We start from the raw sequence: 25,835 nt of genomic DNA, 5'->3' as shown, positions 1-25,835 counted from the left end.
CTCCACAGCTACAACAACTACTTGTCGCCAATAGCTATGGAGCAGCAGGCGGCTTGATCACCGTAATCGGTGTCCGGAAAAACTTGACCAGAACAGCCCGGCTCCCACAGGAGAAAGTGATCGCCTGGCAAAGCAACGCTAGCCCGCGACGGCTTACTTCAGAGGACGCTATCGCGCAGCCAGCCCATAACTCTGTGGGAGCTGGGCTTGCCCGCGATAAGGACAACTCGATTCACCTGCAACACCGCGGCGTCTGCATCGCGGGCAAGCCCGGCTCCCACAGGAGAAAGCAATTTCCTGTCGAAGCAGTGCTGCCCGCCACAATAATCCTGTAGCCAGACTTAATTAAAATCTCAAGCCACCACCTCAAACAACTTCGGCGCAGCCACTTCTCCCGTCACAAGGCTATGCCGCACCCGCTCGGCATGCAGCCCTGATGCCTTCATGGCGCGCTCCTTAATGTGCCCGTAGCCGCGAATCTTCTCCGGCAAACGCGCCAATTCCAGCGCAGTGTGGCGATTCATGGCATTGAGGTTGAGCAGGATCAGCTCGACGTCGCTGATATACGCCTCGATCAACTCTCGCTCCTGCTGACGCTCAAGGCTGCGCCCGAATGGATCGAACGCCGTACCCCGCAAGAATTTAAACTTCGCCAGCCCGCCAAACGCCTTGAGCATCCAGGGTCCGAAACTGCGTTTACGAGGTTCTCCCGTCAGCTTGTCACGCTTGGCCAACCATGACGGCGCCAAGTGAAACTCCAGCCGGTAATCACCTTCAAACTGCGTCTGTAATTGACGGGTAAAATCGCCGTTGCTGTAGAGACGCGCGACTTCGTACTCGTCCTTGTACGCCAGCACCTTGAACAGATTGAACGCCACCGCTTCAGTCAGTACCGCCAACTGCCCCGGGAACAAGCGCATCTCGGTCTGCCGCACATTTTCAACCAGACGCGTATAGCGTTCAGCGTAGGCGGCGTTCTGGTAATCGGTCAGCGCAGCGACGTTGGCCTTGATGCGTTGCGCCAGATCAACGGGCTGCGGCGCTTCGACAATTTGCTCCTGAGGATGAGCGATGGCTTGCACTGCCGCCAGATCATGGGCTGCACGCCGTCCCCAAAGGAAAGCCTGTTGATTCAGCTCGACCGCCACGCCGTTGAGTGCGATGGCTTTTTCGATGGCTGCAGAACTGAGCGGAATGAAGCCCAACTGGAAGGCGTAGCCCAGCATGAACAGGTTGCTGGCAATGGTATCGCCGAGCAAACGAATCGCCAGATCAGTCGCTTCGATAAAGTGAGTTTTTTCAGCCCCCACAGCGTCCCGAATCGTTTGTTTCATCGCTTCGACGGGAAAAACCGCATCCGGATTACGGGTGAACTCCGCAGTGGGTGTTTGCTGGCTGTTGACCACGGCATGAGAAAAGGTCGAGTTGAGCTTGGCGATGGCATCCGGCCCCGCCGCTACCAGCAAGTCGCAGCCCAGCAGCAGGTTGGCTTCCCCGGCCGGTATGCGCACCGCAAACAGATCTTGCTGACGTGCAGCGATGCGGATGTGACTGACAACCGGACCAAACTTCTGCGCCAGACCGGCCTGATCCAGCACGCTACAGCCTTTGCCTTCAATGTTGGCCGCATAGCCCAGCATGGCACCCACAGTGGTCACGCCCGTACCGCCCACACCGGACAGCAGGATATTGAACGGTCTATCCAGACTCTGCGGGTGAGGCTCAGGTAATGTCACGAAGCTCTGCACCTGATTCGGCAGCGCTGGTTTGCGCAGCTTGCCGCCATGTACGGTGACGAAGCTTGGGCAGAAGCCTTCGACACAACTGAAATCCTTGTTACAGGCATTCTGGTCGATCTCGCGTTTACGGCCTTGGGCGGTTTCTTTGGGCAGCACTGAAAGGCAGCCGGACTTGACGCCACAATCGCCACAGCCTTCACAGACTGCGGTATTGATCAGAGCACGCTTTTCCAGGTCTTTCATCGTGCCGCGTTTGCGCCGACGACGTTTCTCCGTGGCGCAGGTCTGGTCATAAATGATCACTGAAACGCCCTGGAATTCACGCAGTTCGCGCTGCACGCTGTCCAGATCGCGGCGATGGTGAAAACTGGTGATCGGTGCAAAGCCTTCACGGCTCGGGTATTTGTCCGGCTCATCGGACACCAGCGCGATGCGCTGCACGCCCTCGTTGAATACCTGACGACTGAGCTGATCGACACGCAGCACGCCATCGATGGGCTGTCCGCCGGTCATGGCGACGGCGTCGTTGTAGAGGATTTTGTAAGTGATGTTGACGCCCGAGGCCACCGCAGCACGCAAGGCCAGATGACCAGAGTGGAAATAGGTACCGTCGCCGAGGTTCTGAAACACGTGGGGCGTGTTGGTAAACGGTGCCTGACCAATCCAGGTCACGCCCTCCCCGCCCATTTGCGTGAAGGTCTCGGTGGCCCGATCCATCCAGATGGTCATGTAATGGCAGCCAATCCCGGCCAGTGCACGACTGCCTTCCGGAACCCGGGTCGAAGTGTTGTGCGGGCAGCCAGAGCAGAAATGCGGAGTACGTTGGGTGTTGAACAGCGGCGCTTGCAAGGCTTTCTCTTTGTCAGCCAGAAACTGCAGACGCGCGTCGATTTTGTCGCTGCTGTAAAATGGCGCAAGGCGTTTGGCAATCACCCTGGCAATCATTGCGGGAGTCAGCTCGCTCAGGTTCGGCAGCAGCGAAAGGCCTTGCTCGTCAAATTCGCCGACCACCACCGGACGGCGATCTACTGGCCAGTTGTAGAGCTGACCGGTGAGTTGATCCTCGATCACGCTGCGCTTCTCTTCGACTACCAGAATCTCGTCCAGCCCTTCAGCAAAACCATGGACCGAAACCGGCTCCAGCGGCCAGCTCATGCCGACCTTGAGCACCCGAATACCGACTTGAGCACACAGCGCTTCATTGATGCCCAGTTCTTCCAGAGCCTGACGCACATCCAGATAGGATTTGCCGGTAGTGACGATGCCCAGTCTTGGCTGCGGCGAATCAATTACAACCTTGTTGAGCTGGTTGGCACGGGCGAAAGCGCGAGCAGCGTAAATTTTATAGGTATTGAGCCGTGCCTCCTGAGCCAGTGGCGGATCCGGCCAGCGAATGTGCAAGCCACCTTCAGGAATGTTGAAGTCTTCAGGAATCTGAGTGGTGATGCGCAGTGGATCGACCTCGACCACGGCCGACGAATCGACGTTCTCGGCGATGGTTTTCATCGCCACCCAGCAACCGCTGTAGCGGGACAGCTCCCAGCCGATGATCCCGTAATCAAGGATTTCCTGAACGTTACTGGGGTTGAGCACAGGAATCATTGACGCGATGAACGCATGTTCGCTCTGGTGGGCGATGGTCGACGACTTGCAGCCATGGTCGTCCCCCGCCAGCACCAATACCCCGCCATTGGCTGCTACGCCCGCCGAGTTGGCATGTTTGAACACGTCGCCACAACGGTCCACACCCGGCCCTTTACCGTACCAAAGTGCAAATACGCCGTCGTATTTGCCTTCAGGAAACAGATTGACCTGCTGGCTTCCCCACACCGCCGTCGCCGCCAACTCTTCGTTGACGCCCGGCTGAAAGTGGATTGCGTTCTGCTTGAGGTAGTCCTTGGCGTCCCACAGGCTCTTGTCGAGATTGCCCAGAGGCGAGCCGCGATAACCGGAGATGAAACCGGCGGTATTCAGCCCCCGCGCCTCGTCACGCTGCTTTTGCAGCATCGGCAAGCGGGTCAGGGCCTGGGTGCCAGTCAGGTACAGGTTGCCGGTCGCGAGCCGGTACTTATCGTCAAGACGAATATCAGCCAAAGACATTCAGGCGCTCCTTTTATTTTTATGAGCAGTGTTATGGCGGCTAATCCGCGGGGCAGGTTCTACCCGGGCGGTCACAAGCAAAATACTGCCTGTAGCAATGAGGCTTTTTCTTTCTAATTTGCCGTTTATCTGCTGAACTTCTGCATGTTCAGTTCTATAAAAATAAAAAAAGAGGTCAATTCATGCAGAACAAATTAAGCCCCATCGACCGCAGGATCCTGCGCCTGCTGCAACACGATGCCGATCTCTCGGCAGCCGAAATTGCCGAACGCGTCGAGCTGTCCCAATCCCCTTGCTGGCGGCGCATCAACCGCCTTCAGGAAGAAGGCTATATCGAACGCAAAGTCGCCCTGCTCAACCCACGCAAGCTTGGCCTGACCATGACGGTGTTCGTCGATGTGAAGTTATCCGGGCACGGCCGGCGTTTTCTTGCGGAATTCGAAGAAGCAATCACCGGCTACCCCGAGGTGCTGGAGTGCTACACGATGGCGGGCGATATGGATTTCATGCTCAAGGTGGTGGCGCAGGACATCGCCAGCTACGAGCGCTTCCTGCGGGATCATCTGCTGCAGCAGCCACACGTGCAGGAAGCCCACTCGAACATCGCCATGAGCGAAGTAAAACGCACGACAGAACTGCCGCTGGACTGACGGGCGTCAGGCGGAATCCGAATGATTTTCTATGGGGACGATAAAAAGGTTTGACTTGCAAATGATAATGATTATTATTGCAAGCAACTGGCCGCAAGGTCAGTTGGATAACTCAGAAGTCTTAGGTCGGCTTCTGGATTATCTCCTCATCAGGCTAATCACGGTTTTTGACCCGGATTTTTTCCGGGTCTTTTTTTTAGTTTTGCGGTTCGTTTCTATTTTTTTGGTGTCACTGGTGATGCAAGGTTCGGGTGCTGCGTTCTTCAGGCTAATGAAGAGGGTGTCGTTTCTACGATGGCGCGGATCATAGCAAAAAGATTGCAGAAAGGGCCTCTGAAGTTGGCTTTCGAAGGCGCTGCACCGAAGATAATCGGTAATTGAGCTGGTTTAGCACTTGAGAAAGACTCTCATATGCCACATCCAGAAAAGAAGTCCGCTGTCCTGACGGCGAACCTTGGTGCAGCAAACACACGACCCTGTAGGTAGGAGCTGCCGAAGGCTGCGATGGCGGTATGTCAGGAAGAACGCTTCGCAGCCTTCGGCAGCTCCTACAGGGCCAGAGAGATCATATAAAGCAGCACTTTTACCAGAGAAGTCTTCATCAACATCAAGCGAGGCAATCGATCATGAGTATTCAACTCTCGTCCTTCCCCGCCCTGCCTGCACGACGGACAGATGTTCCACTGAGTCTGCACGGCGAGAGCCTGCGGCGCGGTCTGGTGAAGCTTTCTCGCCGAACACAGCAGGTCTTTCTGCTCAGTCGACTGGACGGGGCTTCCTACGCCCACATCGCTGACTTGCTGAGCATCGATGTCGCACTGGTCGAGCAGGCCATGGTGCGAGTCCTGCAACACAGTCGTCGGCAAGTCGCTGCGGATGAAGCAACCGCTGTTGATCCGGTATGCGAACAGGCCAGTCGCTGGTATGTACACCTGCAAAGTCCACAGGCTACCGCCAGTCAACGTATCGAATTCCGCCATTGGCTAGATGCTGACCTTGCGCATCTCGCCGCCTTCGAAAGTACCGAGCGTCTGTGGCGTCAACTTCAAGCACCGGCTGCCGTCATAGGCGCCAGCGGCTGGCATCGCCGCAAACGTCGCAGTTATCTGTTCTGGTGTATGGCGACTGCGTTTTTGTGCAGCCTGCTCATGACGGCGGAAGCTTTTGCCTTGCTCGGTCAGACCTGAAGCACTGAGTGACCGATTCACACACCTTCACGTCGCAGCGACGCGCATTGCTTCGCGCAGGTTCCGTGTAAAGTAGCGCCATAACTGGCACTAACGTACACAGGAACTGACCGTGACCTCTCTCAGAATCAGCGCAGACTTCGATAGCGGCAATATCAAAGTGATAGACGCGAGCAACCCTGCACAGATCCAGTTGGCCATCCGCCCGGACACCCGCAGCCCGCATTTTCAGTGGTTTCACTTCAAGGTCGAAGGCCTGCAGACGGGCCAGGTCCATAGGTTCAGTCTGACCAATGCCAGTCAGTCCAGCTACAACAATGCCTGGACTGGCTACAACGCAGTGGCCTCTTACGATCATCAGACCTGGTTTCGGGTGCCCTCCACATTCGACGGGAGTGCGCTGAATTTCAACCTGACGCCCACTGGAGAGCATGTCTGGTTTGCCTACTTCGAACCCTACAGCCGCGAGCGCCATGACTGGCTCATTGGTCAGGCCCTCGAAAAAGCTGGCACTGAACTGCTGGCCACAGGCAAGAGCGTTGAAGGCCGTGATATTCCCCTGCTACGTCGCGGCAATGGCGCCGAGGGCAAGCGCAAAATCTGGATCATTGCTCAGCAACATCCCGGCGAGCACATGGCTGAATGGTTCATGGAAGGTGTGATCGAGCGCCTGCAACAGCAAGATGATCCGGTGCTGAATGCCCTGCTGGAAGTCGCCGACCTGTACCTCGTCCCGCACATGAACCCTGACGGTTCTTTCCACGGGCATTTGCGAACGAATGCCAACGGCAAGGACCTCAACCGTGCCTGGCAGGACTCCACCCCGGAAACCAGCCCGGAAGTATTCTTCGTCAAGGAACAGATGGAGAAGTATGGCGTGGACATGTTCCTCGACGTCCATGGCGACGAAGAAATTCCCTATGTGTTCACTGCTGCCTGCGAAGGCAATCCGGGTTACACGCCCAAGCAGCAACAACTCGAAGCTCAGTTCCGCAGCCGTTTAAGTGAAATCACCCGGGATTTCCAGACCCGCTATGGCTATCCCCGTTCACAGCCGGGCAAGGCCAACATGAACCTGGCGTGCAATAGCGTCGGGGAAAAATACAAGTGCCTGGCGCTGACTCTGGAGATGCCGTTCAAGGACAACGACGATGGCCCGGACCTGATCACTGGTTGGGATGGCAAACGCTCAAAACAACTGGCCAAGGATGTGTTGACCACCCTTTCGGAGATGGCAACAGTTCTGCGCTAGTACCCACCTCGGTAGCGGTGTCGGAGGACCTGTAGGAGCACTCCCGTCGTCCAGACGCCGCGCTGTCACGCAGCAAACACGGACCCTGTAGGAGTGAGCTTGCTCGCGATAACGGTAGACCTGTTGAAAAATTACCGTCTGGCCTGACGCTATCGCGAGCAAGCTCACTCCTACAGAAAAAGCGTTTAAATTCAGTTGGTTAATTTATGCTGAATGAGAGCCAACTGGTTGGCTCCTAAAGGGGAAAAACCTTTAGCTACGCCCCCGCAACATGCTCCCCAATACCTCATCGCGCCTCACCCACGCATGAAACAGCGCGGCTGCGATGTGCGTCAGCACGGTCAGAAACAGCGTATACGCCAGCCAGGTATGGGCCTGACGTAAAAAGGCGAAGGTCCCTGCGTCCGCTGCAACGATGGAAGGCAAACGCACCGAACTGCTGAGCATGACCGGATCACCGGCGGCAGAAATCATCGCCCAACCAATCAACGGCATTGCCAGCATCAATGCGTACAACACGTAATGGGACAGCTTTGCCGCCAAAACCTGCCAGCCCGGCAAGTCAGCCGGCAATGGCGGTGTCTGGCTGGACACCCGGACGATGATGCGCAGAATCACCAGCACCAGGATCGCTATGCCCAACGGTTTGTGCAGATTGAGCAACCATTCATGTCGTTCCGACACCGAGGCCACCATGCCCGCGCCAATAAACAGCATTGCGATGATCATCACTGCCATCGACCAGTGCAGCAGGCGCGCCAGAGGAGAGAAATGCTTATTGGAGCCACTCATGATTTTTTCTCCGGGACGGGGGCGGCTTTGGGCAATTGCTCGACTTCTGCAGTGCGCCGTTTGTAAGACGTCGCGTAAGCAGCAGAACGCGCGGCCAGCAGTGGGTCATCCGAGCCACTGATGCCGGATGGCAGCACCAGCGGGTCAAAGTTGATGTCACGGCAAGCGCCGCTCAACTGCGGTTGTTCGCTTTCCAGCACCAGCGTACCGGCGTTCAACGTCTGGCGATCAGCAGGCCATTGTTTGCTGGCATCGTTGACTGGATCACTGGCACCCGCGAGGGTCAGGATCAGGTTGAAACGAACGGGGCCTGCGGCCAGTCGGTCATTCAGGTCCTGCTCCAGATAATCCTTGGCGTCCGGCGCCGGTGCCGCGGGTTGCGCGGCATCCACAGGCACCATGTTCCAGCGCACGGCCTGGCGTTTGCCATCGGCACTGACCAGATAGAACGCATTGACACTGTTGTAACTGACGGTCGCGTAGCTGGCCGACGGCTTGGCGGTCTTGACCCACGCCAGAAATGGCGCGGCTTCCGGGTGACTGGCGAAAAATGCAGGGGCCTTGGTCGGGTCAGGCTTGCCGGTTTTAGGGTCTGGCGCATTGGCCTGCAACAACCCAAAGAACGCTTCCGGCGTGCCGACAGGGAATACCGGCATGGCATTCATTCCGGTACGCCACTGCTGGCCGTCTGCCTGAGTAAAGCGCAGGGCCAGACTGCGTATCGGAGCGGCACTGTCTGGCGAATAAGGGTTGCCGGTGGGCAGCGCGAATCGTCCTTCCACTGGCGTGCGGGTGGCGGTAAACAGCTGAGCACTGGAAAGATCGGCAGCAGCGCCGTTGCTTTCGAAGTAACCTGCAACGCATACCCCTTTTGGGTGATTGCGGCGATATCCGGGGAATGTACCGTTATTGTGCTCAAGGGTATTGACCAGCTTGTCAGGGGTCAGACGCTGCGGATCGAGGTAGCCTCCCACATAGGCAAATGCGGTAGCGGCAACCAGCACCACTACGCCAATGCCCACCAGACGCAGGCCCGTTGCAGTTGGACTTAATGGAGGTCTTTGCCCCTCGGGTAACGGATCACGGTCGGTCATATACAACTCCAGGTCATCGGCTATCACGCTTTATGGGCAGTAGGACGGAGCCGGAAAGTGTTTATTCCATCCGCCGAAAAAAAATTGCACGAAGGGTGGAATAACCAATGCCGGGCGTCGTCTTGCTGCTCAGACGCTTAACACGATCATAGTTGCTGCCCAGGGAATCTGCGGTCCATGAACGAGCTCGACGACCAACTCAGAGAGTTGATACCGCGAATGCGCAGGTTTGCCCTGTCGCTGACCCGCAACTCCAGCGGCGCTGATGACCTGGTTCAGGCAAGCCTGGAAAAAGCCTTGTCGGCCTGGAAAGACAAGCGAATCGAAGGCGATTTGCGCGCCTGGCTGTTCTCGATACTCTATCGCCAGTTTCTCGACGCCCATCGCCGCTCACGTCGGTACAGCCGCATGCTGGCGCTTTTTACCGGTGGCGCAGATGAGGATTACCAACCCAGCGTTGAACGCACCGTGATTGCTCAATCAACTCTTGGTGCGTTTGAGCGACTGAACACCGAGCAGCGTGCGCTGCTGTTATGGATCTCGGTGGAAGGCTTGAGTTACAAGGAAGTCGCCACGATTCTCGACGTGCCCATCGGCACGGTCATGTCGCGCTTGTCCCGCGCTCGTCAGGCCCTTCGCCAATTCAGCGATGGCGAAATCACGACCCCTTCTCTGCGGATACTGAAATGATCACCCTGCCCCCCAGCGAACTAGACCTTCACGCTTATGTGGATCATCAACTGAGCGAGGCCGACCGCCTGCGCCTGGAAACCTGGCTGGCAGCCCATCCGCAGGTCGCGTCGCAGGTCAAAGCCTGGCAGGACGACGCGAAACGGTTGCGCACTGCAATGAGTGGCGAACTGCAACGCCCGCCGAACCCGGAACTGGACCCGGTGTTTATCCGTCAGCGCATGCGGCGTAATCGTTATCGTCACCTGGCTACGGCGGCCATGTTGCTGTTAGCTGTCGGAGTTGGCGGATTCAGCGGCTGGCAGGCCAGGGAAATAACCCTGGCCAGTGCAACGCCGCCGATGGCTGATGCGTTGCAGGCCTACCGGATGTTTGCTCTGGACGACAACATGGCCAGCGACTGGAGCGCGGAAAAAACCAGCGATGCGCAGGGCTGGCTTGACCGTCATTTCACCCGGGCCAACCGGCTGCCCAATCTGGAAGCGGCGGGTTTCAAACCGGTCAGCGGACGCATGACCACCACTGAACAGGGTGCCGCTGCCCTGGTGGTGTACAAGGACACTGAAGGCCGCACCCTGAGTTTCTACATCCGCCCGCCGGGTGCAAAAAACCGCTTGCTGCCGCGAGGCACGCGACTGGACGGTGATCTGCAAGCCGATTACTGGTCCGGCGAAGGCTACAACTACGCCATGGTCACCCCGACTAAAGACCCTGCCGCCCAACTGGCCCGACAGGCGCTGCCTGGGGCGATTTGAGTGAAGAGGATTTCGCTGTTGGAGCGAGGCTTGCCCGCGAATGAGTCGATGCGGTGGCTCAGTAAAACTGCGTTATCGCTCTTCGCGGGCAAGCCTCGCTCCAACAGGGTCTGTATTCAGCCGCTAAAACAAGGGGTTTCCGTTATAGACACACGTTCAAACCGAGTTGACCGCTTCCCTTCCCGCCACACGCCTCACAATCAACCCTGCCAACGCCAACAGCGCCAGCACGATCACCACACCCCCATAGACATTGGTCGTGGCAATCAGGCCGAAGCTGTGGGCGCTCAGGCCGGCGATCAACGCCGGGATACAGAACGCCAGGTAGCTGAGCACATAGAAAGCCGACATCAGCCCCGCCCGCTCATGGGCCTGAGCCAACGGCAATAACAGGCGCAATGCCCCAAGAAAGCCTGAGCCGAAGCCGATGCCCGCAATGACCGAGCCTACGAAAAACAGCCACAGCCAGCCAGCATTGACCGCCGTCAGAATAACCGCAACGCCGACCGGCAAACCGCTCGCACCGACCCAAAGCCCCAACACCGCAGGCCGCGTGCGCAAGTTGAAAATAGCCAGCGCACCGCTGATGGTCAGCGTGGCAACGGCCAGCCCGCCGTTGATTGCAGAAGTAGTCCCGGTGGCTGCAGCAAGCAACGATGGCGACAGTGACAGGAAGAAACCACCCAATGACCAGGCTGCAATATCTACCGGCAACACCAGCCACAGCGTACGCCGGGCCTGAACAGGAACGTGCAGCGAGGGTTTCAGCGAGGCCCAGGCACCCGGTTGGCGGCTGACGGTTTCCGGAATCAGCCAAAGATAAATCGCTTGTCCGACAAACGCCGCCAACAACAGGCAGTAGGTCAATAGCAGGGGCAGCGGCGCCAGCTCCACCAGAAGACCTGTGCCTAAGGCCCCAATCGCCATGCCGAACATCGGCGCGATGCTGTTGACCAAAGGCCCCTGTTTTTCGTCGTTGTCCAGCAAGGCAGCCCCAAGCGCGCTGCCCGCCATACCTGTCGCCAGCCCTTGAATCATCCTCGCTGCCAGCAGCCAGCCGACATCAACCGCAAATATAAACAGCAGCATGGAAACAATTTCCAGTAGCAGCGCCGCAAAGATCACTGGGCGCCGCCCCAGATAATCCGACAGCGACCCCACCATCAACAGCGCTATCAGCAACGTGAACGCATACACCGCGAAAATCAGCGTCAACATCGCTGCAGAGAAGCCCCAGCCCTGCTGATACAAATGGTAGAGCGGCGTCGGCGCGCTGGACGCTGCAAAAAAGCACAGGGTCGTGAATGCCAGGAATCCCAAGGCGCTGTTTCCCCGGCCAGGGTTCTGCAAAAGACGGGACATGGGTACACTCTCCGATCAGGCACATCATTAAAGCTAAGATTTAGCGTTCTGGATTGTGCGAGCTGATGCAGCTTAAAGCAAATACTTTGTGTTAAGGTCCGCCTCATGGCTATAAAAGAAGGAATTCGCACCGGCGGTCGCAGCGCTCGCGTGCAAGAGTCAATTCACAGCGCAGTGCGCGATTTACTGGTCGAAAACGACCGCGCGGCCTTGAGCGTGCCCATGATTGCTGCACGTGCGGGCGTGACACCGTCCACCATCTATCGCCGTTGGGGTGACCTGACCACGTTGCTGGCTGATGCCGCCGTTGAGCGCCTGCGCCCGGATGAGCCTATTGACTGCGGCAACCTGCGCGACGATTTGCGCACGTGGACCGAAATGTACCTTGATGAAATGAACTCGGCCCCCGGCCGGGAGATGATGCGCGATGTCGTCGCCAGCAGCGCAGCGACGTGTTCGGGCAAATGTGCCGGCATCACTCGCGATCAGTTGCAGATCATCATCGACCGGGCTCTGGCCCGCGGCGAGAACGCACCGGACGCCAATGAGCTGATTGACACAGTGGTTGCGCCGATGATCTATCGCATTTTGTACGCAGAAGCGCCCCCCAGCCTGGAGCGCGTCCACCTGTGGGTTGATCGTTGCCTGAACCTGCCCCCTGAAACCATGGGTCGTGGCTGATCCATGCATACACTCGAAGACCTGCGCGCGGGCAAGCTGGCGGGTATAAAACGTTTGGACCTGTCCTGCGGGCTGAACGAATTTCCAGTGGAAATCTTCGATCTGGCCGACTCGCTGGAAATCCTCAATCTGAGTGGCAACAACCTGAGCGTCTTGCCGGACGACTTGTACCGGTTATCGCACTTGAAAGTGCTGTTTTGTTCCGACAACCCTTTTACAGAGCTGCCGGCCTGCATTGGCCGTTGTCAGAATCTGCAGATCGTCGGCTTCAAGGCGAACCAGATTTCACACGTCCCGGCCGCGGCGTTGCCACCCCGACTGCGCTGGCTGATCCTCACCGACAACCAGATCGAGCAACTGCCAGAGACGCTGGGCGAATGCCGCTCGCTGCAAAAGCTGATGCTGGCCGGCAATCGTCTGACCCGCCTCCCCGCGAGTCTGGCCCAGTGTGAACAGCTTGAACTGCTGCGCATCGCAGCCAACCAATTGACCGAATTGCCTGACTGGCTGCTGCAACTGCCCTCACTGGCGTGGCTGGCCTTTGCCGGTAATCCGCTGTGCAGCGAGCCTGAAGCAAAGTCTGTACGGCAGATCCCGTGGACTGAGCTGAGTATTCAGCAGCACCTGGGTGAAGGTGCCTCCGGGGTCATCCAGCAAGCGCTCTGGCAACCATCCCGGCAAGCAGCCAGGACAGTGGCCGTCAAACTGTACAAAGGTGCCGTGACCAGCGACGGCTCGCCGCTCAACGAAATGGCGGCGTGTATCGCGGCGGGCACTCACCAGAATCTCATTGCCGTTGAAGGCCAGATCCTCGATCACCCTCAGTCATGCGCAGGGCTGGTCATGCAATTGATTGAGCCTAACTTCGTCAACCTTGCGGGTCCGCCAAGTCTGGATTCGTGCTCCCGGGATATCTACCCGAACGGTTTCCATCCGAGCAGGGCAATCGCGTTACGCATGGCCCGTGGCATCGCATCAGCCACCGCACACCTGCATCAGAACGGCATGACCCATGGCGATCTATACGGCCACAACATTCTCTGGCACGACGACGGCGATTGCCTGTTGGGAGATTTCGGCGCTGCTTCGTTTTATTCCACTTCCGCACAGGGCGTGGCTCTGCAACGTATAGAAACGCGGGCCTTCGGGATTTTGCTGGGGGAGTTGCTGGAGCGTTGTGCCGAGCCCGTAGAAGATGCTCTGTGGGCACTGCAGGCTCGCTGTATTCAGCCGAATGTCAGCCAGCGACCGACGTTGCGAGAGGTTGAGCAGGCTTTGACTAAAGGCCCGTAGAAAATGCTGCGCGAGATCAGGCTCTGCAAATTTTGAGTTGAAACGGTGTACGTGTGGGAGTCGCCCCGGTGTCCCTGACACCACGCTGTCGCGCAGCAAACACGGACCCTGTAGAAGTGAGCTTGCTCGCGATTCGGCCTATCAGTCGATTAATATATTGCCTGTACTGGAGCTATCGCGAGCAAGCTCACTCCTACAGTAAAAAGCATTCCAAATCAGATAGTTATATTTTTTTGATAGGAGCCGGGCTTGCCCGGCTCCCACAGGAGAATGCATTTCAAATCAGAATGCCGTCAGCCCGCCAACCCCACGTAAACGTTCTGCACGTCATCGTTGTTATCGATGGCAGCCAGGAAGGCTTCAACTTCGGCCATCTGCTCGTCATCAAGGCCATCAACGGTGCTTTTCGGACGGTAGCCCAACTGGGCCGACTGCACGGTAAAACCGAACTCCGGCAGTTTCTTGCATACGGCGTCCATGTCGGTTGGCTCGGTCAGGAACAGGGTTGCGCCCTCTTCGCCTGGCTCGCAATCCTGAGCCCCCGCTTCGATGGCCGCTTCGTCTGGATCGGCGTCCGGGTTGATCGGCATTGCTTCGATCATGCCCTGATAGTTGAAATCCCAGGAAACCGAGCCTGCTGCGCCCAATTGTCCTTTACGAAACAACACGCGGATTTCAGACACAGTGCGATTAATGTTGTCGGTCAGGCACTCAACGATCACCGGCACGCGATGTGGCGCAAAACCCTCGTAGGTAAGACGTTCAAAGGTAACGTTTTCGCCCAGCAAACCGGCTCCCTTCTTGATCGCTCGCTCCAGGGTCTCCCTCGGCATCGAGGCTTTTTTCGCTTGTTCCACAACCAGCCGCAGACGCGGGTTCATGTCCGGATCTGCGCCAGCACGCGCTGCGATCATGATTTCCTTGGACAGCTTGCCGAAGATACGTCCCTTGGCATTGGATGCTGCTTCTTTATGCTTGACCTTCCACTGTGCGCCCATGCTTGCTCTCTTGATCCGATTGCGTCCTGCCCGATGCGCCAGTCCCTGTCAAAGGGGCCGACTGCAAAACCGGCAAAACGTTAAAAATGAGGTGCGTCGCTATCAACACGCGACGCCGCGCATTTTATACCCGATAACGTCGGATGAAACCCCTGCCGTCTCTCGATTTCAGGTCGAAGGTCGATTGCATCAGGGTTAATGCACTGCATGGCAACTAGCGACATTCCTCTTTAACTTGTAGTCCCTTTCCGAAAAATGCTGAAGCGATGCCCATGGACCGTGGCATTTCGTACCCTCTGCCCCCTTAAATTCAAGGTGGGAGCGATGTGGATGTCCGAAGGCAAACGAATGCCGATCACTCTGGCGATTGTCGATCACAAGATGAATCTGCCCGTCATCAGCATCAGCGGGCGGGAAGCCCTGAACGCACCCTATCGTTTCATCATTGACGTTGTCAGCAGTGATCCACACCTGAAATTCGAGGTATTCGAGCAAAAAGCGGCCTGGCTTGCGTTAGGCCCCGATCAAGGTGTTCATGGCAAGATCAGTAGCGCCACACTACTGCACGCCGGGACCGGATTGAGCCTCTATCGCATCACTTTGGGCCCGACGCTGCTCGATATGGAGCAGCGTCGGCAGCGTCGGGTATTCCAGGACCTTAGCGTGCCGCAGATAATCGCACGACTGCTCGAAGAGCACAGCATTGCTCCTGCCACCTATCGTTTCGAGAAGCTGGTGGGAATCTATCCTTCGCGAGAACAGTGCGTACAGCAAGACGAAACCGATCTGCATCTGCTGCTGCGATTATGTGAAGAAGAAGGTATCTCCATGCGCTTCGAACATCAGCGAACCCGACACTTGCTGGTCTTCGCTGACGATCCTGCCCGCTTCCCCCATCGGTCAAAACCTGCTCAATTTCAGCAGCCAGCCCTGAGAACCAGGCACGTACCGGCCATTTTGTACCTGGCTGAACAGTGGGCATTACAACTGGCACCGACGGACCACGTAACGCTCCTCCATGATCCGCTGTTGAAGCCATCGAAAAACGCGTCTGACAAGGAGGCTCTTGCCGGGAAAAAAAATGCCAGTAACCAGCGTTTCGAGGCTAGCCTGCTGTCGCGACTGCCCACTGAACACCAGGCGCATGAGCGACAGGCAAGCGCCCGGAGGCTGGAGCGCCAGCGTTGCGAGCGGCGCATCATTCGTGGGCTGAGCATTGACCTGCCGATGACACCGGGACAGATCGTGCAAGTCCTGGGACATCCCGAGGCCCGGTTCAACGATCAGTGGCTGGTAGTGGAAATCAATCACACAGCCAAACAGCCGGAGGTGCTGAGAGACCATGCGCCAGAGGATGTTGCACGGATTCTCGATGCCATAGGGCCCATTGCCGCAACCCCTGGGCGCGGCGACGGGCCAGAGGCAGGGCATGAAGAAATGGAAATCCTCAGTCATGGCTATCACAGCAGCTTCCGCGTGCTGCCTTGGGAAATGCCGTTCCGGCCAAGGCTGAAGCACCGAAAACCTGTCATGACAGGTTTTCAGCCCGCGACCTTGCTGAGTCGCTGCAACCAGACGAAAGAACAGTTGATGCACGGACGACTGCCTATTGGTTTCACCCCACATCCGGCGGGATGCGAGCCTGCCGAGCTGTGTGCCCCCATCGGTATTTCGCTGGCGCAAATGAAGGCGCTGCGTATTGGCGCTGCATTGATTGTCGGCCACTTTGACGCCGACCCTGAACGGCCGATTATCTATGGCGTACCAGACGAACATCGGGTGCCGTTCAACGATCACTTTGCACAGGATCTGCCCACCGCTGACGCAGTACATCTGAACCTGCCACAAACCCTGCACCTGACGACGGATGGGGTTTTGCAGCTCAGCACTGCAGATGGCAGATTCGACCTCACAGCCAGTTGCATTGAGATGACCGGCACGCCGCCAATAGTCACAGCGCAGGACCGTTCCTGCGGGCTGAATCAACCTGCGCAGCATCCGGCTCTGTCTTTCTTCGACGCCGACCTGCGCCTGACCGAGCACCCTGGGCTCAAGGGCGCACCGCTGGCAAATCGCCTGTGGTATATCGTGCGAATGCGCGAGCCCGGACTGCAGTTTCTCGCACGCCTGCAACCAGAACATTTTCTGTTCGAGGGCAAAACCGACCGACACGGTTATTGCGGGCTCAGTTCTGAAGAGCTGCGCGAGCTTGCTGCAGCGTATCGCAAGACCCCGAACGAGCTCTGCCTGGTCCATCCGGGACACTGCATCATGCTAAAGACGTGGTTCGAGCAAAACTGGCCGCGGAGATTGCATCAGGCATTCATCCAGCATGGCTGAGCGCTCCAAGTCGCAAGGACCACTCAACGCCCCTTGAAACGCGGCTCTCGCTTCTCGATAAACGCAGCCATGCCTTCTTTCTGGTCCTCGGTGGCAAAAGCAGCGTGAAAAACCCGGCGTTCAAAGCGAATCCCTTCGGCAAGACTGACCTCGAACGCTCGGTTCACGCTCTCCTTGACCATCATCGTCACCGGTAGCGACTTTGCAGCGATGGATGCAGCGACCTTCAGCGCTTCATCCAGCAGTTCGCTCAACGGCAATACTCGCGCTACCAGCCCGGCGCGTTCTGCTTCCTGGGCGTCGATCAAACGTCCGGTCAGGCACATTTCCATCGCTTTGGCCTTACCGACGGCGTGGGTCAAGCGTTGCGTGCCCCCCATCCCGGGTAATACGCCGAGTTTGATTTCCGGCTGACCGAACCTGGCATTGTCCGCAGCGAGGATGAAGTCGCACATCAATGCCAGTTCGCAGCCTCCGCCCAAGGCAAAACCTGCCACGGCTGCGATGATCGGCGTACGCCGGGCGGCGACGCGATCACTGTCGCTGAACAGGTCGTCCAGGTAGATCTGGGGATACTTCAGCTCAGCCATTTCCTTGATATCCGCCCCCGCCGCAAACGCTTTGCTGGAGCCGGTCAGCACGATGCAGCCAATGTCACGGTTAGCGTCAAGGTCATCCAGAGCGTGATTCAATTCGCTGATCAATTGCGCGTTCAACGCGTTCAAAGCCTCAGGCCGGTTGAGGGTGATCAGCGCAACCCTTTCTCGAATTTCTATCAAGATAGATTCATAACTCATTGATAATGCTCCTTTTTCTGATAACCATTATTCTAGAATCAACTTTAACTTAAGCCCTTATCTCATTGGACTATTGAATGATTTCTACGGCTATAGCGGTTGCTTCACCGCCGCCAATGCAAATGGCCCCAACGCCGCGCCGCAGCCCCTTACGTCGGAGAGCCCCCAGCAGGGTCACGAGAATACGTGCGCCCGACGCACCAATAGGATGGCCAAGCGCACAGGCTCCGCCATGAATATTGACTTTGTCGTGAGGCAGGTTCAGCTGACTCATGGCGGCCAAAGTCACGACGGCAAACGCTTCGTTGATCTCGAACAAATCGACCTGATCCAGGGTCCATCCGGTGCGCGTCATCAGATTGTGAATTGCCCCGATGGGCGCAACCGGGAATAGCCCTGGCTCATCCGCGAACGCCGCATGCCCATGGATCACCGCCAACGGTTTCAGGCCTCGCTGTGTCGCTTCGGAGCGACGCATCAACAGCAGCGCAGCGGCTCCGTCGGAGATGGAGCTGGAATTGGCCGCGGTCACGGTGCCGCCTTGACGGAAAGCGGGCTTGAGCGTCTGTATCTTGTCCAGCCGGGCCTTGGGCGGTTGCTCATCATGAGTCACCTGCCGCTGCTCTTTACCCACAATGACTTCCAGTGGGACGATTTCGCCGTTGAACCAGCCTTTGCTGATCGCCTCTTGTGCGCGGCTCAAGGACTCCACTGCAAACGCATCCTGCACTTCACGGGTAAAACCGTGGCTCTCCGCGCACTGTTCGGCATAAGTGCCCATCAGCCGGCCCGGTTCATAGGCGTCCTCCAGACCGTCCAGGAACATGTGATCAAGCGCACGCCCGTGCCCCATGCGGTAACCGCTGCGCGCCCTGTCCAACAGATAAGGTGCGTTGGACATGCTTTCCATGCCGCCCGCCACTACCACTTTTGCACTGCCCGCCAGCAACACGTCATGGCCTAGCATCGCCGCCTGCATGCCTGAGCCGCACATTTTGTTCAGCGTGGTGCACAACGTTGACCTGGCCAGCCCCGCGCCCAACGCGGCTTGCCGCGCAGGTGCCTGCCCGAGCCCCGCAGACAACACGCAGCCAAATAACACCTGCTCAACCTCTTCAGCCGCGATACCCGCCCGCTCTACCGCTGCGCGAATGACTGCCGCCCCCAACTGCGGCGCGGTCAGACTCTGCAGATCGCCCTGAAACCCACCCATGGGCGTGCGCACAGCGCTGACGATCACCACGGGGTCATCATTTATGGATGAATGTTCTGAAGTCATGATTAATCCCTTATCAAGTCAAAGCTTTGATTTGAGCTGCAATAAATGACCTGTACAGACTGTGTGAAAACGTAGCGAGCGACGGCAAGACAAGGCAAAAACAGGCGAAAAAGCGGAGTCTTTGTGTTCTAAATGAGCATTTTTCGCCTGTTTTTAACGCAGTATTGTGCGCGTAGCACCGAAGGTGCCCAGCCTGCAGTAGTTTTCACACAGTCTGTGTAGGACCGGCTTCAGCCGGGAGAGGGCCAGCACATACACGGCAAATTTATCGTCAGGTGAAATGCACTCCCGGCTAAAGCCGGTCCTACGGTCATAACCCAGAGCTAACGTCTAACGCGCCGCCATGCGCAAGGCACCATCGAGGCGGATCACTTCGCCATTGAGCATCGGGTTTTCGATGATGTGCCGGACCAGCGCGGCGTACTCGTCCGGCTTGCCCAGACGCGGCGGAAATGGCACGCCAGCCGACAGGGATTCACGCACCTGCGGGGTCATGCCCGCCATCATTGGCGTCTCGAAAATACCGGGGGCGATGGTCATGACCCGGATACCGAAGCGCGCCAGTTCTCTCGCCGCGGGCAGAGTCATGCTGACAATGGCGCCCTTGGAGGCAGCATAAGCGGCCTGACCGATCTGACCGTCGTAAGCGGCGACAGACGCGGTATTGATGATGATGCCCCGCTCACCGCCCTCATCCGCCGCGCCAACAGACATGGCTGCACTGGCGAGCCGTAACAGGTTGAAACTGCCGATAAGATTGACGTCGATCACCTGGCGAAAGTCAGGCAGATTGTGAGGACCTTCCTTACCGAGGATCTTTTGCGCGCCAACGACACCGGCGCAATTGATCAGCCCGTGGAGCGCGCCAAATGCGTCGACACTGGCGTCCACGGCGGCCTGTGCAGACGCTTCCTGACTGACATCAGTGACCATTGCGCGAGCATTTTTGCCCAGCTTGTCCAGCTGTATCGACAATGCCTTGGCATTCAGATCGGCGAGTACCACTCTGGCCCCGGCGTTGACCAGCATGTGCGCCGTCGCAGCGCCCAGACCTGAGGCGCCACCACTGACCAGGAAAACCTTGTCGCGAATATCCATGCGTAACCTCTATTCGGTTCTTTATTGTTGTTAACCGAAATAGTCGCCCTGCGTGCCGGTTCGGGCAATGGTCAAAACGCTCAGCGTCGATGACCGGTTTGACCAACGCCGCTCTGCACCACGTCTCGATAGTGGCCGGGATTGATCCCTGACCATTTACGAAAAGCCTTGTAAAACGAACTGGTGTCGGCAAAGCCAAGACGACTGGCGATGGTCGCCATGTCCAGATGCTCGTCAGCCAGCCAACCAATGGCCAGATCCTTGCGTACGGAATTCTTGAGGGCCTGGTAGCTTTGAGCTTCTTCGGCAAGATGACGGCGCAGGGTCGAAGCGGAGATGCACAGGCTGCTCGCCAGGTCAGCACTGTGTGGCCATTGTTCGGCAGGCAGGCTGCGCAGATGCTGGCGAATGCGACTGCCCAGACTTTGCGGATCCCGATACTTGACCAGCAGATTACCCGGCAAAGCTGCGAGGAATGCGTCAAGTTCGGCAGCGCTACGCCGAATGGGGAGATCCAGGCAATCAGCGGCAAAAATCATTCTTGAACGCGGCCGCTGAAAACGCAGATTCTCCGAGAACATGACCTTGTAGTCGTCGATGTAATCCGGCTGCGCGCAACGCAACTCAATGCCCATAATCGGCACTCGCCGCCCGCAAAGCCAGCAGGCCACACCGTGCACAATCATCCAGAAAGTGAAGTCCGCAAATGCCCGGGACACCGGGTCCTGCTCATGACCAATGACCACCTCCGCCACACTCTGCTGACGGATCAAGCGGGCACCGAAGCGCTCAAGCATCAGCCCGAGAAAGTCGAGTCCCGACTCAAGGCCTGCCACCAATGTGGGCTGAGCCATGGACGAGCGGCATAGGAACTCAAGACTGCCCTGGCGCAGCGCACGCGGATCCATACCGAAGAACAGGTCATCGGTGCGCCGTTCAATGCTTCGCCACAAGTCCGCGTAAGCACTGACCGGCACCCGTGCATCCCGATCATCAAGCACATCAATGGCAATGCCTGCCTCTGTCAGCAGCATTTGCTGAATGGGCCTGGAGAGACCGCTTTGCAGGAATGCCTCGCGCACCATTTCAACGGAAATGGTGTGTTTTTCCGTCAACGTCGCAATCGGCGGCGTAGTTTTCTGATGTCTGGGCATCCGTGACTCATCAGCATGCAGGTCCTGCAGCATAAGCCAGCGCCGGATGAAAACGAATCTCTGCGCGCACATGGGGTCTGAGCGGATAGCAGCGCCCTGTCACATGCCCAAAGGAACATACCGAATGCCCTCACGCCTGATTCGTACGCTGCTGGTCAGCTTTCTGCTTTTAACCCTAGGTGCTTGCGCCCTGTTGCCCAATCGCGATCCACTGAACATCAACGTGGTGGGTATTGAGTCATTGCCCGGACAAGGACTGGAAGTAAGGCTGGCGGTCAAGTTGCGATTGCAGAACCCGAATGAGACCGCGATCGAATACAACGGCGTTGCGCTGGACCTGGATGTAAATGGCAGGCTGCTGGCGTCCGGCGTCAGTGATCAGCAAGGCTCCATCGGGCGCTTTTCCGAAACAGTGCTGGTGGTGCCGGTCAGCGTTTCCGCGTTCGCGGCCCTGCGCCAGGCGGTGGGCCTGACGCAAATCCAAAGCCTCGACAACCTGCCTTACACCTTGCGCGGCAAGCTTGCGGGTGGACTGTTTGGCACCATGCGCTTCAAGGACAGTGGCGTCCTCAGCCTGCCGCAATCGGTTGACGGGAGCTGGTAAAGGCTCTGCATCAAGAGAGGTGTCTGGCGAAGCGTTACTTACTTGCTGGCGGCCATGAGCCGGTTGACTTCACTGCGGACCATGTTCGCGTACTCGGGCGGGCTCATGGTGTCGAGTTCGGAACGAACCCATTCGGACCATTTGCCTTTGCGCTTGGAGCGCTCGCCGAACAATCGCGCGGCGTCGCCCTTGGCTTTACCCAGATTGCTCTGCCATAGGTCAAAGAGGCGGGATTTTTCGTCTTCGAGCGCAGCACGCTCAGGAAGCGGCCGATTGGCCAGATTGAAACTCATAACGGTCACCTGTGACTAAAAACCGGAAGTATCTTACACCCGTAAGGGCACCTTTAAGAGACTGTTTCCGGCAAATCCCACAAGCGAAATGAGTGGTGACGCGCAGACTTCTGCAACTTTTCGTCAACCGCAAGACTCCATTGCTTACTGCCATCATCAACGAAAGGAAAACATCATGGCTCGTAAAACTGCCGCTCAAACTACCGCAGAACAGATCAAGGACCAGGCTTTCAGCGAACTGCAGGCCCTGATCGAAGAGTCCGACAAGCTGCTCAAAGACAGCGCTGCTCTGGTCGGTGAAGACGCAGAAACCCTGCGCGCGCAGCTTGGCCTGAAACTCAAGCAGGCCTCTGAGTCTGTTGCCAGTGTGCGTGAGCGCACCAAGCCGGTGGTTGAAGCGACCGAAACCTATATCGGTGGCCATCCATGGCAGACCGTTGCCATTTCCGCGGGCTTTGGTCTCGTAGTAGGTTTGTTGCTGGGTCGTCGCGACTAACCCTGTACATTTATTGATCTACCGTGGTTTGGGTATGTATGCAGCTTTTTTGTGTGCATATCCAATGTTGCGTTTGGGCTTGGATTGGTTGCGCCCTTACGGCGCCTCACTTTTGAAAGGAGCCCAAAATTAAGCAAAAGGCTCTTGCCCCACCACTGGGTGCCTCGCTGTCGCTCGGCATGCCCGTAATCCGACATTGCAGCGTGGGGCCGCCGCCACCGGCCATCCATGGCCTGAGGCGGCTAAACCGGCATCCCTGCCGGTTTGCCCCACGCAGCAATATCGAATTCCGGCCGGCGTGGTTTAACGGGGCGCCTAAGATCAAAATCAAAATCAAAAGCAGATCAAAAGCAAAGCGAAGACGGCGGGATCGCCTCAGCCCGGTAGGAGCGAACTTGTTCGCGAGACGTCCCAACAACCAACGCATTCTTGATCTGACACACCGCTTCGCAGCCTTCGGCAGCTCCTACAGAATGTCGGCAAACCCAACAAAACAGGTCGGCTGTCAGGCCGCCGCGCTTTTGATTTTGATCTGAGGCGCCCCGTTAAACCACGCTGGCCGAACGCAGATTCTGAAGCGTGGGACGCCCTTGAGTTGAAGAGGGGCAGGACGCCGGGTTAGCCGCACCGGGCCATGGATGGCCCATTGCGGCGGCCCACGGTTCAGAATCTGCGGGCGGGTACACCGAGCGACAGCGAGGTGCCGAGTGGTGGGGCAAGAGCGTTTTGCTTACTTTTGTCTGGGCCGGCTTCCGGATCTATCAAAAGTGAGGCGCTGTAAAAGCGCAACCAATATGAGCCATCACCCAACCCCGGATATACACACAAGACCTAAACCGAACTCCCCGGCACCAACGCCTGCAACTGCCTGGCAAAATGGTCCGCCGTAAAAGGCACCGCTTCAGACTCCTTCACGCCAATGCGCTTCTTCTCCATCCACTGCACACCTTGAGTAGCATCCACACAGATCAGCGACACCTGCTCCTGCGCATGCGGGCTCAACCCTGTGGCCGAAATCGACACCAGCCCTTTCGCCCCCATCGCGTCAGGAATCAAGGCTACCTGCCGCCCCGCAATCGACAGCGTCATGCGCTGAGTGCGAAACGGAGAGTTTTCGTCGGGATAACCTTTGCTTTGTGCAAGATGCGGCTCGAACTCCACGGTGATCTGGCCACTGTCGGTCAGCGGCTTGAGCCACGCTTCGATCTGCTCGTAAAGTTTCAGAATGCTGGCCTGCCATTGCGCCAGGCCGGTGTGGAATTGCTGGTGCTTATGTTCTTCATTGCGTTGATTGGCGCTCAGTAACTCGCCCAATCTTTGAATTTCGTCCATAACAGCGCTTCCCGGTTCACGCATCGAATGATTCGAAGCACGTGAACCGAGGGTGTCACAGCGATCATCCAGTGTCTTGCTACATTCACGGCGACAGCTGAATAGCCGTCAGGACGGCACCCGCTGAATGACCACCGGGGCGGCTTTGCGGTGGGATTTGGCGATTTTAGCCAGCAGCTCAGTGCGAATTTCTTCGGCGCGTTCCTGGCTTGGGTAAGGTCCGATCAGCAATTGCTGCTTGCCATCGATCGTCACCAGATAAGGCGGATAGCTGCGCTCAAGCAACCAGGCGCTGATATCGCTCAACGCCTCATTGGCATTGATCTGGATTTCCCATTGCGGGGCAGCCCGCGGGGCTTGTACCGCAGTCGTCGCCTGCACCTTGGGCGCGGGCGGGGTGGACTTGTCGGCATCGCAGCCAGCCAGTGCCAGCACCGCTATCATCATTGCCAAATTGCGCACGTCTGCTTGCTCCTCTCAAAAGTGGGCGCAAGTTTAGCATTGCTGCCATCGACAACGGTCCATTCACGCTGGCGACACTTCGTCGCTCTCTGGCAGCAACGAATGCCATAGATCACCCCGTCAGTCAGGCCTGGGTGGCGCGCATCTCTCAAAGACTGATACCGCAGTTACAAATTCTAACGATTGGACCTGCCGTTTTTCAGCGGCAATCGAGGTTCAACAGCGCTCTCCGGCGAACGGGCGGAACATCGTGGGCACGGGCGCTGCCCAAAAAGAGTCCGTTACGGTTTTGTAACACTGCTCAGGGAGTTTCACGCATGTGCCATCGAAATCCGCTGCATTGCATCGTCCCCCCTTACATTCTCGAGCATCTGGCTCAGTCGCCTCACGCACGGGTCAGAGCCCTGGCGATTACCAATCTGGCCAGCAGTTCGGCCTTTGTCGCTTTCCGCAGCTCAGCACGCGCCATGCCGACCTTGCTTGCAAGCAAATCGCCAGACGGTAAGAAGAGTCGGCTGGTTTACGACGCCAAGGGCACCAATAAACTGCCCGGTACGCTTGGCCGCTCGGAAGGCCAACCGGACACAGCCGACCCCGCCCTGGACGAAGCCTTCAATGGTTCAGGCGATGTTTATGACTTTTATAACGAGCTGTTCGGCCGCAATTCGCTGGATGACAACGGGATGACGCTGGTTTCCACCGTCCATGTCGCCGAGGTGGATTTTGAGGGCGGCTTCGTGCCCATGAACAACGCGTTCTGGAATGGCGAGCAAATGGCCTACGGTGATGGCGACGGAGAGGTCTTCAAGCGTTTTACCGGCAGTCTGGAAGTCATCGGCCATGAGCTGACCCACGGCGTACAGTCTTTTACCAGCAACCTGAGTTATCAGGGACAGTCAGGCGCACTCAACGAACATTTTGCCGATGTGTTCGGGATTCTGGTCCGTCAGTGGAAAGAAGGCACCAGCGCTGAAGAATCGAGTTGGGTGATCGGTAAGGAGCTATTGGTCCCCGCCCCTACCCGCCGCGGCATCCGCGATATGGAGAACCCGGGTACAGCGTACGTGAACGATCCGGACTTGGGCGATGACCCGCAACCCGCCAGCATGGCGGGCCTTTACACCGGTCCCAAGGATAACGGCGGCGTACACATCAATTCGGGCATCGCCAATCGGGCGTTTGTGCTGGCGTCCAAGGCGCTGGGCGGGAATGCCTGGGAAGTGACTGGCAGGATCTGGTATGAAACCTTGCTGCAGTTGCAGAGCAACAGTCAGTTCGCTGACTGTGCGAGGATCAGCGTACAGGTCGCGGGCGGCAAGCAATACGGCACAGCCGCGAAAAAGGCCGTCAAGGCAGCCTGGAAAAAGGTCGGCATCAACGTTTGATA

The 25,835-nt window shown here is 57.6% G+C and carries 24 protein-coding genes; 12 read left to right on the top strand and 12 right to left on the bottom strand.

All coding sequences use genetic code 11. From position 1 onward, the window contains the following. On the top strand, positions 1-335 hold a 335-nt coding region (locus AO242_RS29555), incomplete at its 5' end, for a hypothetical protein (protein ID WP_218927843.1). Between the two features lie 18 nt (positions 336-353). Here AO242_RS29555 and AO242_RS16305 read toward each other — a convergent pair. Further along, on the bottom strand, positions 354-3,839 hold the full coding sequence (locus AO242_RS16305) for an indolepyruvate ferredoxin oxidoreductase family protein (RefSeq protein WP_099269551.1): 3,486 nt from the start codon (positions 3,837-3,839) through the stop codon (positions 354-356). A 182-nt stretch (positions 3,840-4,021) separates the two neighbouring features. Between AO242_RS16305 and AO242_RS16300 the strand changes: the two genes are divergently transcribed. The 3 genes from AO242_RS16300 (at position 4,022) to AO242_RS16285 (ending at position 6,928) form a co-directional block, all read left to right on the top strand. After that, positions 4,022-4,489, top strand: coding sequence for an Lrp/AsnC family transcriptional regulator (locus AO242_RS16300; RefSeq protein WP_027899705.1), 468 nt, complete (start codon positions 4,022-4,024; stop codon positions 4,487-4,489). Between the two features lie 626 nt (positions 4,490-5,115). Continuing rightward, positions 5,116-5,676, top strand: a complete 561-nt coding sequence (locus AO242_RS16290) for a DUF4880 domain-containing protein (RefSeq protein WP_099269550.1) — start codon at positions 5,116-5,118, stop codon at positions 5,674-5,676. A 106-nt stretch (positions 5,677-5,782) separates the two neighbouring features. Then, positions 5,783-6,928: a M14 family metallopeptidase gene (locus AO242_RS16285; protein ID WP_176560644.1), complete on the top strand. Its 1,146-nt coding sequence runs from the start codon at positions 5,783-5,785 to the stop codon at positions 6,926-6,928. 252 nt (positions 6,929-7,180) lie between these two features. Here the strand turns inward: AO242_RS16285 and AO242_RS16280 are convergent, their stop codons facing one another. Both AO242_RS16280 and AO242_RS16275 read right to left on the bottom strand, forming a co-directional pair. Beyond that, positions 7,181-7,720 (bottom strand): cytochrome b, encoded by a 540-nt coding sequence (locus AO242_RS16280; protein WP_099269548.1) that lies wholly within the window; start codon positions 7,718-7,720, stop codon positions 7,181-7,183. After that, positions 7,717-8,814, bottom strand: coding sequence for a catalase family peroxidase (locus AO242_RS16275; protein ID WP_027900832.1), 1,098 nt, complete (start codon positions 8,812-8,814; stop codon positions 7,717-7,719). Before AO242_RS16275 ends, AO242_RS16280 begins: the two co-directional genes overlap by 4 nt. Before the next feature lie 177 nt (positions 8,815-8,991). Between AO242_RS16275 and AO242_RS16270 the strand changes: the two genes are divergently transcribed. Both AO242_RS16270 and AO242_RS16265 read left to right on the top strand, forming a co-directional pair. Then, the gene (locus tag AO242_RS16270) at positions 8,992-9,504 is read left to right on the top strand and encodes a sigma-70 family RNA polymerase sigma factor (RefSeq protein ID WP_099269547.1); all 513 of its coding nucleotides are present in this window, start codon (positions 8,992-8,994) and stop codon (positions 9,502-9,504) included. Beyond that, positions 9,501-10,259 carry an anti-sigma factor family protein gene (locus AO242_RS16265; RefSeq protein WP_099269546.1) on the top strand — a complete coding sequence of 253 codons (759 nt, stop codon included), beginning with the start codon at positions 9,501-9,503 and terminating at the stop codon, positions 10,257-10,259. Before AO242_RS16270 ends, AO242_RS16265 begins: the two co-directional genes overlap by 4 nt. Positions 10,260-10,415: 156 nt before the next feature. On the opposite strand, the gene AO242_RS16260 is transcribed toward AO242_RS16265, so the two are convergent. Then, positions 10,416-11,621 carry an MFS transporter gene (locus AO242_RS16260; protein ID WP_099269545.1) on the bottom strand — a complete coding sequence of 402 codons (1,206 nt, stop codon included), beginning with the start codon at positions 11,619-11,621 and terminating at the stop codon, positions 10,416-10,418. 105 nt (positions 11,622-11,726) lie between these two features. Between AO242_RS16260 and AO242_RS16255 the strand changes: the two genes are divergently transcribed. Together AO242_RS16255 and AO242_RS16250 are read left to right on the top strand one after the other, a co-directional pair. Further along, a complete protein-coding gene (locus tag AO242_RS16255) occupies positions 11,727-12,302 on the top strand; it encodes a TetR/AcrR family transcriptional regulator (protein WP_099269544.1) in 576 nt (191 codons plus the stop codon). Positions 12,303-12,305: 3 nt separating this feature from the next. Next, on the top strand, positions 12,306-13,595 hold the full coding sequence (locus AO242_RS16250; RefSeq protein WP_099269543.1) for a leucine-rich repeat-containing protein kinase family protein: 1,290 nt from the start codon (positions 12,306-12,308) through the stop codon (positions 13,593-13,595). Between the two features lie 293 nt (positions 13,596-13,888). On the opposite strand, the gene AO242_RS16245 is transcribed toward AO242_RS16250, so the two are convergent. Further along, positions 13,889-14,593, bottom strand: coding sequence for a YebC/PmpR family DNA-binding transcriptional regulator (locus AO242_RS16245; RefSeq protein ID WP_099269542.1), 705 nt, complete (start codon positions 14,591-14,593; stop codon positions 13,889-13,891). A 330-nt stretch (positions 14,594-14,923) separates the two neighbouring features. Here AO242_RS16245 and AO242_RS16240 point away from each other — a divergent pair, with 330 nt between their 5' ends. Then, positions 14,924-16,933 carry a type VI secretion system Vgr family protein gene (locus AO242_RS16240; RefSeq protein ID WP_176560643.1) on the top strand — a complete coding sequence of 670 codons (2,010 nt, stop codon included), beginning with the start codon at positions 14,924-14,926 and terminating at the stop codon, positions 16,931-16,933. A 23-nt stretch (positions 16,934-16,956) separates the two neighbouring features. Here the strand turns inward: AO242_RS16240 and AO242_RS16235 are convergent, their stop codons facing one another. The 4 genes from AO242_RS16235 to AO242_RS16220 all read right to left on the bottom strand — a co-directional run bounded on the left by AO242_RS16235 (position 16,957) and on the right by AO242_RS16220 (position 21,222). Next, positions 16,957-17,730: an enoyl-CoA hydratase gene (locus AO242_RS16235; RefSeq protein WP_099269540.1), complete on the bottom strand. Its 774-nt coding sequence runs from the start codon at positions 17,728-17,730 to the stop codon at positions 16,957-16,959. Between the two features lie 70 nt (positions 17,731-17,800). Continuing rightward, a complete protein-coding gene (locus AO242_RS16230; protein ID WP_099269539.1) occupies positions 17,801-19,009 on the bottom strand; it encodes an acetyl-CoA C-acyltransferase in 1,209 nt (402 codons plus the stop codon). Positions 19,010-19,339: 330 nt separating this feature from the next. Then, positions 19,340-20,107, bottom strand: coding sequence for a 3-hydroxyacyl-CoA dehydrogenase (locus AO242_RS16225; protein ID WP_099269538.1), 768 nt, complete (start codon positions 20,105-20,107; stop codon positions 19,340-19,342). 80 nt (positions 20,108-20,187) lie between these two features. Then, a complete protein-coding gene (locus AO242_RS16220; RefSeq protein ID WP_099269553.1) occupies positions 20,188-21,222 on the bottom strand; it encodes an AraC family transcriptional regulator in 1,035 nt (344 codons plus the stop codon). Between the two features lie 163 nt (positions 21,223-21,385). Between AO242_RS16220 and AO242_RS16215 the strand changes: the two genes are divergently transcribed. Beyond that, on the top strand, positions 21,386-21,865 hold the full coding sequence (locus AO242_RS16215; RefSeq protein ID WP_099269537.1) for an LEA type 2 family protein: 480 nt from the start codon (positions 21,386-21,388) through the stop codon (positions 21,863-21,865). A 38-nt stretch (positions 21,866-21,903) separates the two neighbouring features. Here the strand turns inward: AO242_RS16215 and AO242_RS16210 are convergent, their stop codons facing one another. Continuing rightward, the gene (locus AO242_RS16210) at positions 21,904-22,158 is read right to left on the bottom strand and encodes a hypothetical protein (protein ID WP_027898211.1); all 255 of its coding nucleotides are present in this window, start codon (positions 22,156-22,158) and stop codon (positions 21,904-21,906) included. 175 nt (positions 22,159-22,333) lie between these two features. Here AO242_RS16210 and AO242_RS16205 point away from each other — a divergent pair, with 175 nt between their 5' ends. Then, the gene (locus AO242_RS16205; protein ID WP_027898212.1) at positions 22,334-22,654 is read left to right on the top strand and encodes a DUF883 family protein; all 321 of its coding nucleotides are present in this window, start codon (positions 22,334-22,336) and stop codon (positions 22,652-22,654) included. 831 nt (positions 22,655-23,485) lie between these two features. Here the strand turns inward: AO242_RS16205 and AO242_RS16195 are convergent. Together AO242_RS16195 and AO242_RS16190 are read right to left on the bottom strand one after the other, a co-directional pair. Beyond that, positions 23,486-23,986: a hypothetical protein gene (locus AO242_RS16195; protein WP_027900801.1), complete on the bottom strand. Its 501-nt coding sequence runs from the start codon at positions 23,984-23,986 to the stop codon at positions 23,486-23,488. Between the two features lie 108 nt (positions 23,987-24,094). Beyond that, the gene (locus tag AO242_RS16190) at positions 24,095-24,448 is read right to left on the bottom strand and encodes an SPOR domain-containing protein (protein WP_099269535.1); all 354 of its coding nucleotides are present in this window, start codon (positions 24,446-24,448) and stop codon (positions 24,095-24,097) included. A gap of 317 nt (positions 24,449-24,765) precedes the next feature. Between AO242_RS16190 and AO242_RS16185 the strand changes: the two genes are divergently transcribed. Then, positions 24,766-25,833, top strand: a complete 1,068-nt coding sequence (locus AO242_RS16185; RefSeq protein WP_099269534.1) for a M4 family metallopeptidase — start codon at positions 24,766-24,768, stop codon at positions 25,831-25,833. Positions 25,834-25,835: the final 2 nt, after the last annotated feature.

The organism is Pseudomonas sp. ICMP 561, assembly GCF_002699985.1.
GTDB classification, from domain to species: domain Bacteria; phylum Pseudomonadota; class Gammaproteobacteria; order Pseudomonadales; family Pseudomonadaceae; genus Aquipseudomonas; species Aquipseudomonas quasicaspiana.
Note: the sequence above shows the minus strand (reverse complement) of the source record. Positions and strands in the feature narration are given on the sequence as shown.